Here is a 14,033-nt window from a genome sequence, read left to right on the forward strand (position 1 = left end):
ATTGCGGGTTAATATAGCGGTTTTCTGGAAAAATGCACCAAATTTTCAACTAAATCAGCTTGTGAATTGAGTTGTTGGCACCAAGTATGTGAGTGTTCATTCCAGATAGGCAGTAAGTCTAGTATTTCTTGCCATAAATGAGAAGCGCCTAAGTTTTGATTCCAGGCCAAAAAAATCGATTTAATTGTTTGTTTTTCTTTATCTTTCAGGCGTTTTGTATAGAGGTCAAGAAATGCGTCCAGTTTTTCCAAATGCACATCGTCCTCCTGAGGGTAGATATGCCATATAAAAGGGCGAGCGGCCCATTGTGCCCGCACAAATGAATCCTCACCGCGCACAAAATTAATATCGCAACAAAACAGCAGGGTGTCGTAACTATCTTGAGGCAAGAAAGGAAGCCGTTGGAGACGAAGTTGACCCGATCTGTAGACTTCTCCTTCATGCATAGTATCGATCTTCAACCAACGCTCAACCGCTGGGCGTATTTTGCCATCGGGGATCAGGCAGAGAACCGTTCGATCACCCTGTTTCATCGAGTCAAGAAGAGCGTGCAGTGCGCTGTTTTCGTATGAAAACAACGAAACAATCAAGCTGTTTGCATGAGCATGGACACCCCATTGGCTCAGGGCTTGTGCGCGTCTGTCAGCGTGCGATTGAAGTTGATCACGTTTGGATAAGAGCCCTTTTTCTCGCAGAAGCCCACCCGTATTTTGACGAAACCCTGGAAAAAAGAATGTCTTGTTCAGTGCAAATTGTGGGTGCATGGAGTTCAAGGTGTGATAGTCCTGAGTCCAGTCTTCAGCACTTAGATATTCAAGGTTGAACCATCGAGGTGGGCAGGGCCGTTGGCTCATGGCGACAACATAGGTGTCGGGAATATCGCAAGCAAAGGCTTCGATTACTACGTCAGGGATATCGTCTGTTGTCATCAATGGAAAAGGGTCTGGCCAGAGGCGCACGTATACGCCCGCAAGGTGCTGCTCGTCATCCAAACAGGCGTCTGGCCATATTTTTTTAAGGGCGCTTAGATCGTCCAGCCAAAGACGCACGTGTATGCCGTGCTCCGCAGAGAGTTGGCGTGCAAAGCGCCAGCACACGCCGATATCACCAAAATTATCGATGACTCGGCAGAAGATGTCCCAACGCTCGCTGGTGGGCGGATTGCTCATGTGTGTCATGCTCGTCTGGCTATCTTAAGGCGCGAGTCGCTCTATTTTCCATTCTTCAGAAGGTGTACGGCGGTATTCAAAACGGTCGTGCAATCGGTCAGGCCGCCCCTGCCAAAACTCAATGGTATGCGGCACTATACGATACCCACCCCAAAAATCGGGCAGAGGAATCTGACCTGCACTGAATTTACGCTTCATTTCATCCAGTTTAATTTCTAAAAGGCTGCGCGAGCTGATGATAGAGCTTTGTGCTGATACCCAAGCACCCAGCTGACTTCCACGTGGACGACTGGTGAAGTATTTCAGCGACTCTAATGTTGAGGTTTTTTCGGCTCGGCCACTGATTTCAACTTGACGTTCAAGTTCTTTCCAGAAAAAAAGTGTTGTCACTTCTGGGTTTGCATCGATCTGTTGGGCTTTTTGGCTTTGGTAGTTGGTAAAAAAGACAAAGCCCTTCTCATCAAATGATTTGAGCAGTACGGTGCGTAAGCTGGGTTTTCCTTCAAGGGATACGGTGGCAAGCTGCATGGCATTTACTTCGTGTATCTTTGCATCATTGGCTTGCATAAACCATTGTTCAAATTGCGTAAACGGGTCTGAAGCAAGGCTTTCCCGGGTTAGTCCTGCGCGGCAGTATTCGTTTCTTAGATCACCGATGTCCATGCTTTAACTCCAATAAGTGTGTAATAAAATAGATATTTTATTTAGTTTTTCCAATGTGTTAGTGCCCATTCTTCTTGTGCTTTCTTATCCATGAAGCTCCAGGCCAATAGTCGGCTGATTTTTTGTCCTTGAGACATTGAAATAACCTGTGTCTGAGCGGCACCGACACGTTGTAGCTGTTTTTTTAATAGCGGTATGTTTTTGTCTTTTGAGACTAAGCTGGTAAACCAGCATACCTGTGATTCGAAGCGGGCGCTTTGTTGGATCATGCGCATTAAGAATGCCTGTTCACCGCCTTCGCACCAGAGTTCTGACGCTTGGCCACCAAAGTTAAGATGAGCTTTATGTGTGCCCTTTGGTTTTATATTTAGATTTCGCCACTTGCGCTGACTACCTGATTCGGCCTCCTGTTGAGATGCATGAAACGGAGGGTTGCACAGGGTTAGGCTAAAGCGATCTGAAGGCTGAATGACATTGGTAAAAATGTCGTCAGCTGAAGCGTTAAAACGGATCTGGATATGCTTGCTGATCGATCTATTTGATTGAACAATCAACTCTGCTGAGCGCGCAGCGATCACATCAATGTCGGTGCCAATAAACTGCCAGCCGTATGTACGTGCGCCAATGATGGGGTAGATACAATTTGCACCACAACCAATGTCCAGAACCTTAACACGTCGCCCCTGAGGAGGTATCTGTTGGTTGGAGCGCGCCAGCAAGTCTGCTGCATAGTGGATGTAGTCTACCCGCCCTGGAATGGGAGGGCAGAGATAGCCATCGGGTATCTGCCAATATTTAATCTGATAATAATGGGCTAAGAGTGCTGCATTTAAACAGAGAACAGCTTTGTCATCTGTAAAATCGATAGTGGCATCACCCTTCGGATTGTCACGTATAAATGGGGCAAGAGCGGGGTGGCTGCTCGTAAGAGCTTGCAGGTTGTAACGCCCTTGATGCACATTGCGTGGATGCAATTGGGGGGCTTTGGATGTTGTCGTGGAACCTGATTTGGCCATTAAGAGATCGTTCTGTAAAAAAGTATATATTTTAACGGATTTTACTAAATAGGGGGTATTTTAAATTGCCTTTTGTTCGCATAATCAATGTGTCCTTTTGGGGAAGAGCCTAATCACGTTGGGGGCTTTGATTAATCTTAAAGGCTGTTTATACTCGAATTGCTTGCGCAGGTTCCTGAAAGGATGTTTGTAACATCTATACGATAGGATAATAAGAGAACTTTTTATGAATAGCCTGAGATGAAACGAGACAAATCCACTAAAACAGCGTTTCAAACCCCCGTTCTTTTGGGTATCCATTTAATAGTGGTAAGCGTTTTATATGTGGGTGCTGAGTGGTTGGGTATGTATTTGACTGCGCGCTATCCCAATCTTTACATTTCTATTAGCTTAGTCAAGGGTGCTTTTTTTGTCTTGGCTATGTCACTCATTATGTATTTTTCGTTGCGTCATTGGCAGCGGGAATCCAAAGCCGCGAAGCAACGCGATATCCAACAGCGTAAGCAGTTACGAGCATTGGATCAATTTCGTGAAAACGTGATCGATAATGCCTTGGTGTGGATCAATGTTCTTGATCCGCAATGGCGCATAACTGTTTGGAATAAAGCGGCTGAGCAGATAAGTGGGTACGGCCGTGAAGAGGTGCAAGGCGACCCAGCAATATGGGAATGGCTCTACCCTGAACCTGATTATCGTGCAGAAATCGGTGCTAAAGTCACCGAAATTCTTGAGCATGGCACTGAGGTGCAAGGGTTTGAAACTCGTATTCGTACCAAGTCTGGCGAAGAGAAAATCATCGCTTGGAATTCCCGTCGATTCTTCAATGATGATGGCGAAATGATGGGCTCTATTGCAATCGGCCAAGATATTACCGCACGTAAGCGAGCAGAACATGCCCTTGTTGAGCGTGAACGTCAGTTGGCAACGCTCATGTCGAATCTTCCGGGTATGGCCTATCGTTGCAGGAATGATAAGACATGGACGATGACATTTGTGAGTGATGGTTGTTCGTCATTAACGGGTTACTCGCCTTCTGTGTTTGTTGGATCTGCGAAAATGAACTTCACTGATATTACCCATCCTGAAGACCGCCAACGTTTGTGGGCTGAAGTGCAAGCCGCGCGTAAAGAAGAACGGCCATTTGCACTGGAGTATCGCATTCTTCGCCAAGATGGAACGGAGCGTTGGGTGTGGGAGCAAGGTCGCAATGTCATGGTTGATGGGGTCGATTGTATCGAGGGGCTTATTTTTGATATTACAGATCGTAAGAGCATGGAGTTGGAGTTGCAGCGCTTGGCTACGCACGATTCTCTGTCAGGGCTGTACAATCGCCATGAGCTCATGAGGCGCTTATATGAGGATGTGGCGCGTGCGGAGCGTTATGAGTGCGCTTTATGTGTCTTGTTAATTGATATTGATAATTTCAAACAGGTGAATGATCAGTTTGGCCATCAAGCGGGGGATGAGGTGTTGTCTCGCTTTGGTACCATCCTTAACGATACGATTCGAACGGTTGATTATGCGGGTCGTTACGGAGGAGAAGAATTTGTTGCTGTGCTGCCTCAGACTCGCCTGCAGGAGGGAATCGAAATCGCAGAGCGGCTGCGTCGTTGTATCGAATCTGAGTGCTGGACGGATGCTGGCGGTAATTTAGGTACGATTACCATCAGCGTGGGTGTTGTGGCCTATCCCGATGTCACTGGGTCTGTAGAGGAGTTGATATTTGCTGCGGATCTAGCGCTTTATCGTGCCAAGCATAGTGGCCGTAATCAGGTGTGTATTGCGGCATAACTCTTACTCATAAAAACACGAAGGCGTTCGAATGAATCAACCAAACCCGATGGATGCTCACAAGTCTGAGCGACCCGATGTTACGGACACTCCCTTTGTTGAATTCACACTGACTCGCGGGGTGTTAACGGATAATGGCGCAACGCCATGGACGACCACGATTGGTGTAGGAACACCTCCTCAACCTTTACGAATCATGTTGGATACAGGAACGGTCAATACCTGGGTGACAGCCAGCTCCTGTACAACCGAGGCTTGTCGATTGCATACGGCCTTCAATCCTGAGGCGTCCACGACCTTTGTTCCAGGACGGCAAGCGCCTACCAGTGTTTCCTTTGGCCCTTGGGGCAGTATGGGCGTGGTGATAGGTAATGATGTGTGTCACCTCAATTATGAACATGCCGGTCAGCGCAGCTTGGTTCCGTTTGCAGAACCCATGAGTCTCTATTTAGCTGTGAGTTATGAAGGTCAGCAGTTTAGTGAGTTGGATTGTGATGGTGGTTTTGCGATTCCATCGATCCCTTGCAAACAACCCAGTGCGTTGCTGGAAGAGTTGAAAAATCAGGGCTTGATTCGCCATGCAATTGCTTCATTTTGGTTTGATCCTGTTCGTGGTGAAGGGCGCTGTCTTCTCGGCGCCTTAGACCAAACCTTATATGATCCTACTAGTGTCAATTGTTTAGCGCTTAAACCCTTGGAGGGTGAGCTAGGCTATTTGTGGAGTGTCTGCTTAGATCAGCTGCAGATTGGGCGTTGTTCTATCGGCAAAGAGATTGACTTTGTGTTAGATACCGGCTCGTCTGTATTTAAAGGTGGGCATGCGATTATTCATCGGATGATAGAAGCGATCACCGATGAGGGTCGTCGTCCAACGACGGTTACAAGTGAGGCGGATCTTTCGGGTTACCCAATGCTGGATCTGACACTTGGCAGTGTTTCGTATCGTTTGACGCCAAGACAGTATTTTATGCAGGTGGGCCCGGCTCAATGGGATCTAGGTGTGCAATATTTAGAAGGTCTACCAGATGAATTGTTAGTGGTCGGGTCGGTTTTTCTGGATACGGTATATTCAGCCTTTATGCTGGGCGATGGGGATCACGTTGAACCCTCGGTATTACTGGCCAACGCTGTCCAATCTCAGGTCAGTATCAGTGGCGTATGGGTCAATGAGTTTGGTTCTGTGATGGAGATAGGTCCACTAGAGGCGGATGGTACTTTTCGTGGACAGTATCGGTCGGATACAGGGGCGACAGGTGTATACCCCGTTATGGGGGTAGCCGATCCCGATCCAGTTGGCAATAGCATAGCCATCGCATTTACGGTCAATTGGCGAAGCCTTGAAGGACCGCCCGATCCCTCTTGGCATTGGGTGTCCGCTTTTTCAGGTTTAATGCAAATTCAGGATGGCGCAGAAGTCATCAATACACTGTATATGCTTCAACAGAACGCCACTGAGTCCGTGCAACCTTGGCAAGCGACAGCCATTTACTCCTCGACGTTCAAGCGTCGTCCTTAGTTTGAGTAGGGCTCTAGCTGCTGAGCGGGAGCCCCACGCCAATTAACACGAACAGACTGCCACACACTTGATTGAAGCGCTTTCCGCAGCGCCCTAGCCAGTTGGAAACACCTTTGGCGAATCCTGCAATAAAGAGTTCGACAAGGCATTCAATTAACACAAAGGTCAGCATCATAATTAAAAACTGTATCCAGAGATCGTTGTTTGGATTGATAAACTGTGGGAGAAACGCGCCAAAAAATAGGATGACTTTAGGGTTTGAGAGCGCCGCTAAAAACCCTTGGCGTGCCATGTTCCAACCGCAGACACCGTCACTGGACATGCCGGGCTGCCCGGGCGCGGGTGAGCGCCAGACTTGAATACCCAGCCAGACAAGATATAACCCGCCTACAATTTTCATGACCAGCAGCAGCTCCTCAGCCAGCGTTAGCAGAGACGCGATGCCAAACATTGAGAGTGCGATCACGCATGCAAAACCAACAGCACCTCCTGCAATGGTTTTCAGTGTGCGTGTCGGTCCATGGATTGCGCCATGTGTTAGCGCCAGTAAGCTGTTGGGTCCTGGAGTCAACGATAGACCCAGTGTGGCGACAAGGTAAATTAACCAGGTTTCCAGTGTCATGCAAAACTCCTGAGCGAGATGACTGTCCAATATGGCGCTCAGTATGCAGGCGACATTCAGCTTTATATGTGTAAATATTAGACATTGTTTGGTATTTTTTGGACAGGTGCTGCATGAAGCGCGCAGATGTTGGTTTTCTATTGTTACCGCTGCCAGGTTTTGCCTTGCTTCCATTCGGTGGATTTCTTGATAAGCTGCGTTTTTCGGCTGATGATGAAGACTTAAGTCAGCAGCGTTATTGTCGTTGGCAGGTACTTGGTTATGAAACAGGTGCCAGTGTCGCCGCAAGCTGTGGGGTTGAAGTCAAAATTCAGACCACTCCAGAGCATTTGGATTGGTCGGCCTATCAGTATTTGGTGATCTTTGGTGCGCGAGAAGCGGGTGCGAGTGCGGCGCTAGCGACGCATTACCGTGCGATATTACGCCAAGCCAACCAGCATGGATTGAGTTTGGTGAGTATTGATAATGCTTGCTTTTTATTGGCTCAGGCGGGTTTTTTGAAGAACCATCGAGTGGCGGTGCATTGGCGACATGCACGTGAATTTGCTATCTTGTTCCCCAATATTTCAATGAGCACGGAGCAGCTCTATCTGCTGGATGGTAAGCGGATCAGTTGTGCAGGTGGCAGTGCTGCAATTGATCTGGCGACCGAACTCTTGAGTCGACATTGTGGCCGCGAAAAAGCCCTGAAGGGGTTGGCCGATATGCTGGTCGACGAAACACGCGAAACGAGCCATCGTCTTAAGTCTCTGCATTCTGAACCGGATATCGGGCGGCACTTGAGTCGAGCCTTGGCACTGATGCGGCAGTTTCTTGGGGAGCCTATGCGTATTGAAGCTTTAGCGGCTCAGGTTGGAGTGGGCAGGCGACAATTGGATCGGCTGTTTATGGAGCATTTTGATGTGACGGCACGCAGCTATTGGCAAGAAATGCGCTTGAAACATCTCGCTTGGCGGTTACGCCACAGCCATCACTCTTTGTCTCGTTTGGCAGAGGAAGTGGGCATGACAGATGTGGGTTACATGAGCAAAGTGTTCAAAAACCACTTTGGCGTAACCCCAAAACAGTATAGAGGAGGTCTCCACTAAAAAGGCCTATCCTTTTTAGTAGGGTGATACATAGTTTTATGAGTCAGACAAAAATACTCAATTACCTCAGTTGTTACAGCCCACAAGTTCAGCTGCAGGCGCTGGCGTTGTTGGATAACAACAAATCCGGTGTTTGGTTGCAGAACAAGTATCCAAAAGTGCATGAGCTGGTGTCAGAAAGGGCGTTGTATGACTATGCTCAGGCCATTAAAAATCAGTTTATGCGCAGTTCAACGCCGATCAGCAAGGTGGTATATGATGATAAAATTCATATTATTAATAATGCCTTAGGTCTACATACCTACGTATCACGAGTGCAGGGCGCTAAATTGAAGTCGAAAAACGAGATTCGGATTTCTTCTTTATTTCGTAAAGTTCCGGAGCCATTTTTGCGGATGATTCTGGTCCATGAACTTGCGCACTTGCGTGAAAAAGAGCATGACAAGGCGTTTTACAAGCTCTGTTGTTATATGGAGCCCGACTACCATCAACTTGAATTTGATCTTCGTTTGTACCTGTGTCACCGAGATCGTTTTGGTGATTTATGGGGAAGATCAACGGATTAATCACACACACACTTTGAGCTATCGTCTAAGGATTAGAACAAGAATGCCCAAAAACATAACTGTTATTCTCGGTCACCCTGATGCATCTGGCTTTTGCGGTTCACTTGCGGAAATGTACGTGCAATCGGCATTAAATGCTGGACACTCAGTTAGATACTTTAAGCTAGGTGAAATCGAGTTTGATCCAATTTTACGCCATGGTTACCACCAGCGCCAAGAGTTAGAGCCGGGGTTGTTAGAGATACAAAATGCGATCACCTGGGCAAATCACTTGGTTTTTGTGTACCCAACTTGGTGGGGAGCCATGCCAGCGCTTCTAAAAGGAATGTTTGATCGAGTGTTTTTACCGGGATATGCCTTTAAATATCGCCAAAACTCTCAATTCTGGGACAAGCTACTGGCTGGGCGCAGTGCCCATGCGATCGTTACAATGGACACCCCGCCTTGGTATTATCGACTTGTTTATTCGATGCCGGGGCATCATCAAATGAAGAAGACGATCCTTGAGTTTTCCGGTATTAAGCCCGTTAAGCTTACGTCGTTTGGCCCTGTTCGTTATGCAAATGAGAAACAACGGGATAAGTGGTTGCAGCAAGTGGCCAACTATGCGAAATCAGCCTAAGGCATTGTTCAAGAGGATTTCGTGATGTTATAAAAGCGTTCGACATTTTTTGTCACCAAGCCCCAGTGGGATGTCTTGACTCTGGCTTGGTGTTGCTCGAACGCGGCCTTGTCGGTGAACTCTTCATATACGTCAAAGCGATTTGGGTTTACTGGATCTCGTGTGATAGTAAAAAGCAAGCAGCCTGCTTCTTGTTCAGTTAAGGCAATATGGTTTGGTAGCTCAAGGCAAATGGCCTCTAGGTCTTCAGCGGGTACTTCAATGTAACCACTTAGAGTGATTTTAGACATGGTGTTTTCCTTTTGCTCGTCTAGAACTTCATTAATCGCTTTAATTGGCAATAAAGTCCAGCTAAATTGCACCTTGCAACTACATCGATCATTTCGGTTATACTGATCAGCAGATAATAGCTTAACAAAGAGGCTCTTTTGCTCGAAATTACTGAAAATATTCACTTAGCTGACTGGGAAATTGAATTCCAAGCGATTCGTGCCCAAGGAGCGGGTGGGCAAAACGTTAACAAGGTCGCGTCTGCCGTGCATTTACGCTTTGATATTCAGCGATCGTCTTTGCTGCCTATTTATAAAGAACGGTTGCTGAGCTATTCGGATCAGCGGATTACCCAAGATGGGGTGGTTGTGATCAAAGCTCAGCGCTTTCGTACTTTGGAAATGAACAAGGAGGATGCTCTGCAGCGGCTGAAAGAATTGATTCAGGAGGCCACTAAACCGGTTAAATTACGCCGAGCAACCAAACCCACCAAGGGCTCTCAGCGCCGCCGAGTAGATGAAAAAACTCAGCGTGGTAAAACAAAGACACTGCGTAATAAAGTGGATTTCTGATTGTGTTGCCAGAGCCTAAGACATTCGAATAGAAAAATAAGCAGAGAGAAGAGCATCTTTCTGCATGGGTTTACCCGTATACGTATCAAATTGAACCGATGTGATAAAAACACATCAAACTTGAGAACGGCCTGTGATGCGCTTCATTTAAATTGATTCCAGTATTCACAGGATAAGAGGGTAAGTTTATGAAACGCTATGCGCTATTCATGTTCACGGCAATGGTCATGTTGCTGGCAGGATTCCACCTCAACGCATCCAACGCTGCCACTTCTAAATACGCACCCGATGATCCTACGTTGGCCATTGCTACCTTTGCAGGTGGGTGCTTTTGGTGCGTGGAGGAAGCCTTTGAAAAGGTACCTGGAGTAGTAGAGGCGGTATCCGGTTACAGCGGAGGGGATGAGGTTAATCCAACCTATCAGCAAGTGGCAGGTGGGCTGACGGGTCATACGGAGGCCGTGCAGGTCTTTTATGATCCCACAGTGATCACCTATGAAGGGCTTTTGCAGACGCTGTGGCGTACCGCTAACCCGACGGATGCTGAAGGTCAGTATGTTGATCGAGGTCAGCAATATCGCCCAGCCATTTTTTATCATAATGAAGCCCAAAAACACGCGGCAGATGCTGCGGTGATGGCACTGGAAGCATCAGGTCGATACGACAACCCCGTAGTCATTGAAATCGTCCCTTTCAAAGTTTTCTATGAAGCTGAAGAATACCACCAAGATTATTACAAGAAGAATCCACTACGGTATGCATTCTATACACGCAACTCAGGGCGTTACCAGTTCATCGATGCCGTTTGGGGGAGTGATAGAGCGGTGGATTACACGTTGTACCGTCCACAAAATATCGACGTACCTGACGCTGCCAATTCTCAGGCATCTCGCTCACAATCAATCCAAGCGGAGGGGTTTAATCCAGATACATTTGTAAAACCGAGCGACAGTGAGCTCAAGGCGCGTCTGACTGAGGAGCAGTATTACGTTACTCAAAAAGACGGTACGGAGCGTCCGTTCAGGAATCAATACAATGATGAGAAACGAGCCGGAATCTATGTCGATGTTGTGTCTGGAGAGCCTCTGTTTTCATCTCGTGACAAATATGACTCGGGCACTGGCTGGCCCAGCTTCACTCGACCTATTCATGCCGATTGGGTAGTGGAAAAAGAGGATAGAAGCTTTTTCTCAGTCCGGACCGAAGTGCGTAGCCGCTTTGCCGATTCACATTTGGGGCATGTATTCAATGATGGCCCAGCCCCCACGGGTTTACGTTATTGCATGAACTCCGCTGCGATGAGGTTTATCCCAATTGAGGAGATGGAAATGCAGGGATATGGTGCATTGATCAGTGAGGTGGAGTAGTCGCAATGAGTAACACATGCGGGTTATGACGGAATTTTAAGGCTTGGAAATACAAACATGAATTATGATGAGTTCAATCACTTTTGTGGTTCGTTTCCAGCGACTACCCACGTTGTGCAATGGGGAAACTCGCAGGTTTGGAAAGTCGGCGGCAAGGTGTTTGCTATTGGTGGATGGGGAAAGAACAAACAACCGGCGTTTACATTTAAAGTCTCAAGTTTGAATTTTGATCTTCTCAGCGAGTTAGATGGGTACATACCCGCGCCTTACTTTGCCAATCGTGGTATGAAATGGATCCAGCAAATAGGCACATCTAGTGAGTTGGACGAAGAGTTAAGATATTATTTGTCAGAATCTTATCGTATTGTGTCGCTCGGGCTGAGCAAGCGTAAACAAAAAGAATTAGGGTTGAGCCCTGAGTAAGCGTCGTGAATCTGTCTTATGAAAAAGGATTCAGGAAGGCTCTTATTTTGAAAGGAGTGTAAGGAATGAGTAAACGCCGTGGCCCGCTTTTTTTAAGCGGTATTTTGTCTGTATGTTTGATGCTCCCTTCGGTTTTGGTACAGGCTCAGGACGATGCCCTGATGACTGAACTCCAGCGCATAGAAAATGTGCTTGATGCACGGATCGGTTTCTCTGCGTATGATTCGGAGACAGGAGTGCGTTGGGAATACAATGCGGACCAACGGTTTGCTATGTCCAGTACTTTTAAAACATTAGCCTGTGCTGCCTTGCTTCAGCGTGTTGATAGCAATCAAGAGCAACTTGAAAGAACAGTCAGTTTTTCAAAATCCGATCTTGTGACTTACTCACCCATTACAGAGCAGCATGCCGATAATCGGGAAATGTCCCTTTTTGAGTTATGCGAAGCGACGATGACGACCAGTGATAATACGGCTGCAAATCTCATTTTACATGCCATGGGTGGGCCAGGGGTCGTGACTGAGTTCGCGAGGGAAATCGGCGATAATGTCACGCGATTGGATCGCTGGGAAACAGAGCTGAATCAGGCGACTCCCGGTGATGATCGAGATACAACTACGCCCAATGCGATGGTGGCTAATCTTAAAGGGTTGCTGCTGGGTGATGTTTTGTCCCCTAACTCTAAAAGCCAATTGCGAGAGTGGCTCGTCGGAAATAAAGTGGCTGACGGCTTATTCAGAGCAAGTATGCCCGCAGAATGGATTATAGCCGATAGAACGGGAGCGGGTGGATTTGGGTCTAGAGCTATTACGGCGGTAATCTGGCCGCCAGAGCGCTTACCGATAGTTGTGGCATTTTACATAACAGAAACGACAGCGTCCTTTGAGGACAGAAACACTGCGATTGCTGAATTGGGACGTGTGATCAAAGACGTGGTTGAGGCCAAATGATATTGGATACGAGGTCGGGTACGTCCGGTATTGATCGATTGCTTACAGGTACAGTGGCAGCCTATCTTTTATTGTAAAATTGCACATGTTTGCAGTGGGAGTCGTCAATGTTTGAAGTGAAAGCAACCCAGCATGTTTTAGCCGTTAATGATGTCGAAATGACCGAGAGATACTTTCTCGACAAGCTTGGGTTTTCTGTACGATTTCGCGTAGAGGGCTGGTCATTTCTTAGCCTTGGCAGCTTTCATGTCATGCTTGGGCACTGCCCAGACGAAGTCCCAGCGCGCGATACACATGAGCATTCGTACTTTGCTTATGTGAACTGTGAGGGCATTGACGACATTTACCGTGATTATATGCAGCGCGGAGCCGAAATTTTTCAAGCCCTGTCCAATAAGCCTTGGGGCATGCGTGAGTTTGGTGTCGCGACACCAGAAGGTCATCGAATTATGTTTGGTGAAGACATAGACTCATTTTGAGTAGAAGAAGACTTTACTGGCGATATATCCATTTCCCTGTTCAACCTGTCACTCGTCGTGTCGGATAGGTAACTGCAAGGTGGTGGGTGATTTCGAATCACGTGTTATCAGGGGAAATACGATGAATAAAGTCGTTATCGTTACTGGCGGTGGTCGAGGAATTGGTGCGGCAACTTCGAAGTTGCTAGCATCAAGAGGGTATGCTGTCTGTGTCAATTACCGCTCAGATGCCAAAAGTGCCGAGGCTGTCGTTGCTGAGATTACGGCGCTTGGTGGTCAAGCGTTTTCGTACCAAGCTGATGTTTCCAAAGAAACTGACGTTGTAGCGTTATTCGATGTAACCGAAAAAACCTATGGCCATGCTACACATTTAGTGAATAACGCAGGCATTTTGTATCCTCAGTCGTGTCTTGCCGACATGGATGTTGAACGATTTAACAAAGTTATGTTATCTAATGTAACGAGCTGTTTTCTTTGCTCACGTGAATTTATCAATCGAAATAAATCGACAGGCGCTATCGTGAATGTATCATCTGTTGCTTCACGGACAGGCTCGCCCTTTGAGTATATTGATTATGCAGCCTCTAAAGGGGCGATGGATTCATTGACCAAAGGGTTGTCCTTGGAAGTTGCCGCTCAGGGTATTCGTGTAAATTCAGTAAGGCCCGGTTTTATTTATACCGATATGCATGCCGATGGCGGTGAGCCCAATCGGGTTGACCGCTTAGCGCCTCAAATACCATTGCAACGTGGTGGTACACCTGATGAAGTGGCAAATGCTATTGCTTGGTTATTATCAGATGAAGCATCCTATGTTACTGGATCCTTCATCGATCTGGCCGGAGGGAAATAGCTGAGGTTACACCAAGCAAACCCACTCCAGAACTTAATAGGGTGTTCTAGCTTTGGAGATACACTA

Annotated in this window: 16 protein-coding genes; 11 read left to right on the forward strand and 5 right to left on the reverse strand. The window is 47.2% G+C overall.

From position 1 onward, the window contains the following. Nucleotides 1-8: 8 nt before the first annotated feature. From earP to rlmF, 3 genes are read right to left on the reverse strand one after another with little or no spacing between them, the layout of a single operon-like run. Entirely contained in the window at nucleotides 9-1,169 is a 1,161-nt protein-coding gene (gene earP / locus F5971_RS11785; protein WP_193495069.1) for an elongation factor P maturation arginine rhamnosyltransferase EarP, read from the reverse strand. Nucleotides 1,170-1,193: 24 nt separating this feature from the next. Next, entirely contained in the window at nucleotides 1,194-1,832 is a 639-nt protein-coding gene (pdxH, locus tag F5971_RS11790; protein ID WP_193495070.1) for a pyridoxamine 5'-phosphate oxidase, read from the reverse strand. 41 nt (nucleotides 1,833-1,873) lie between these two features. Continuing rightward, nucleotides 1,874-2,848 (reverse strand): 23S rRNA (adenine(1618)-N(6))-methyltransferase RlmF, encoded by a 975-nt coding sequence (rlmF, locus tag F5971_RS11795; protein ID WP_193495071.1) that lies wholly within the window; start codon nucleotides 2,846-2,848, stop codon nucleotides 1,874-1,876. Nucleotides 2,849-3,088: 240 nt separating this feature from the next. On the opposite strand from rlmF, the gene F5971_RS11800 reads away from it, so the two are divergent. Together F5971_RS11800 and F5971_RS11805 are read left to right on the forward strand one after the other, a co-directional pair. Continuing rightward, the gene (locus F5971_RS11800; protein ID WP_051514342.1) at nucleotides 3,089-4,639 is read left to right on the forward strand and encodes a sensor domain-containing diguanylate cyclase; all 1,551 of its coding nucleotides are present in this window, start codon (nucleotides 3,089-3,091) and stop codon (nucleotides 4,637-4,639) included. 31 nt (nucleotides 4,640-4,670) lie between these two features. Then, nucleotides 4,671-6,155 (forward strand): avidin/streptavidin family protein, encoded by a 1,485-nt coding sequence (locus F5971_RS11805; protein ID WP_193495072.1) that lies wholly within the window; start codon nucleotides 4,671-4,673, stop codon nucleotides 6,153-6,155. A 13-nt stretch (nucleotides 6,156-6,168) separates the two neighbouring features. Here the strand turns inward: F5971_RS11805 and F5971_RS11810 are convergent, their stop codons facing one another. After that, nucleotides 6,169-6,777: a LysE family translocator gene (locus tag F5971_RS11810; RefSeq protein WP_193495073.1), complete on the reverse strand. Its 609-nt coding sequence runs from the start codon at nucleotides 6,775-6,777 to the stop codon at nucleotides 6,169-6,171. Nucleotides 6,778-6,890: 113 nt separating this feature from the next. On the opposite strand from F5971_RS11810, the gene F5971_RS11815 reads away from it, so the two are divergent. The 3 genes from F5971_RS11815 to F5971_RS11825 are packed head-to-tail and all read left to right on the forward strand — an operon-like array spanning nucleotide 6,891 to nucleotide 9,053. Then, nucleotides 6,891-7,865 (forward strand): GlxA family transcriptional regulator, encoded by a 975-nt coding sequence (locus tag F5971_RS11815; RefSeq protein ID WP_193495074.1) that lies wholly within the window; start codon nucleotides 6,891-6,893, stop codon nucleotides 7,863-7,865. 38 nt (nucleotides 7,866-7,903) lie between these two features. Further along, a complete protein-coding gene (locus tag F5971_RS11820; protein ID WP_193495075.1) occupies nucleotides 7,904-8,431 on the forward strand; it encodes a M48 metallopeptidase family protein in 528 nt (175 codons plus the stop codon). Nucleotides 8,432-8,474: 43 nt separating this feature from the next. After that, on the forward strand, nucleotides 8,475-9,053 hold the full coding sequence (locus tag F5971_RS11825) for an NAD(P)H-dependent oxidoreductase (protein ID WP_193495076.1): 579 nt from the start codon (nucleotides 8,475-8,477) through the stop codon (nucleotides 9,051-9,053). Nucleotides 9,054-9,061: 8 nt separating this feature from the next. Here the strand turns inward: F5971_RS11825 and F5971_RS11830 are convergent, their stop codons facing one another. Further along, nucleotides 9,062-9,343 (reverse strand): putative quinol monooxygenase, encoded by a 282-nt coding sequence (locus F5971_RS11830; protein WP_193495077.1) that lies wholly within the window; start codon nucleotides 9,341-9,343, stop codon nucleotides 9,062-9,064. A gap of 138 nt (nucleotides 9,344-9,481) precedes the next feature. Between F5971_RS11830 and arfB the strand changes: the two genes are divergently transcribed. The 6 genes from arfB (at nucleotide 9,482) to F5971_RS11860 (ending at nucleotide 13,967) form a co-directional block, all read left to right on the forward strand. After that, on the forward strand, nucleotides 9,482-9,895 hold the full coding sequence (gene arfB, locus F5971_RS11835; protein ID WP_036510041.1) for an alternative ribosome rescue aminoacyl-tRNA hydrolase ArfB: 414 nt from the start codon (nucleotides 9,482-9,484) through the stop codon (nucleotides 9,893-9,895). Between the two features lie 188 nt (nucleotides 9,896-10,083). After that, nucleotides 10,084-11,262 carry a peptide-methionine (R)-S-oxide reductase MsrB gene (msrB, locus tag F5971_RS11840; RefSeq protein WP_036510044.1) on the forward strand — a complete coding sequence of 393 codons (1,179 nt, stop codon included), beginning with the start codon at nucleotides 10,084-10,086 and terminating at the stop codon, nucleotides 11,260-11,262. 57 nt (nucleotides 11,263-11,319) lie between these two features. After that, nucleotides 11,320-11,685, forward strand: coding sequence for an MmcQ/YjbR family DNA-binding protein (locus F5971_RS11845; protein WP_036510045.1), 366 nt, complete (start codon nucleotides 11,320-11,322; stop codon nucleotides 11,683-11,685). Nucleotides 11,686-11,750: 65 nt separating this feature from the next. Continuing rightward, complete coding sequence (gene bla / locus F5971_RS11850) at nucleotides 11,751-12,635, forward strand: class A beta-lactamase (protein WP_193495078.1); 885 nt, start codon at nucleotides 11,751-11,753, stop codon at nucleotides 12,633-12,635. A 107-nt stretch (nucleotides 12,636-12,742) separates the two neighbouring features. After that, complete coding sequence (locus F5971_RS11855; protein WP_036510051.1) at nucleotides 12,743-13,114, forward strand: VOC family protein; 372 nt, start codon at nucleotides 12,743-12,745, stop codon at nucleotides 13,112-13,114. A 121-nt stretch (nucleotides 13,115-13,235) separates the two neighbouring features. Then, complete coding sequence (locus tag F5971_RS11860) at nucleotides 13,236-13,967, forward strand: SDR family oxidoreductase (protein WP_193495079.1); 732 nt, start codon at nucleotides 13,236-13,238, stop codon at nucleotides 13,965-13,967. Nucleotides 13,968-14,033: the final 66 nt, after the last annotated feature.

The sequence above is a fragment of the Nitrincola alkalisediminis genome (assembly GCF_009821115.1).
GTDB classification, from domain to species: Bacteria; Pseudomonadota; Gammaproteobacteria; order Pseudomonadales; family Balneatricaceae; genus Nitrincola; species Nitrincola alkalisediminis.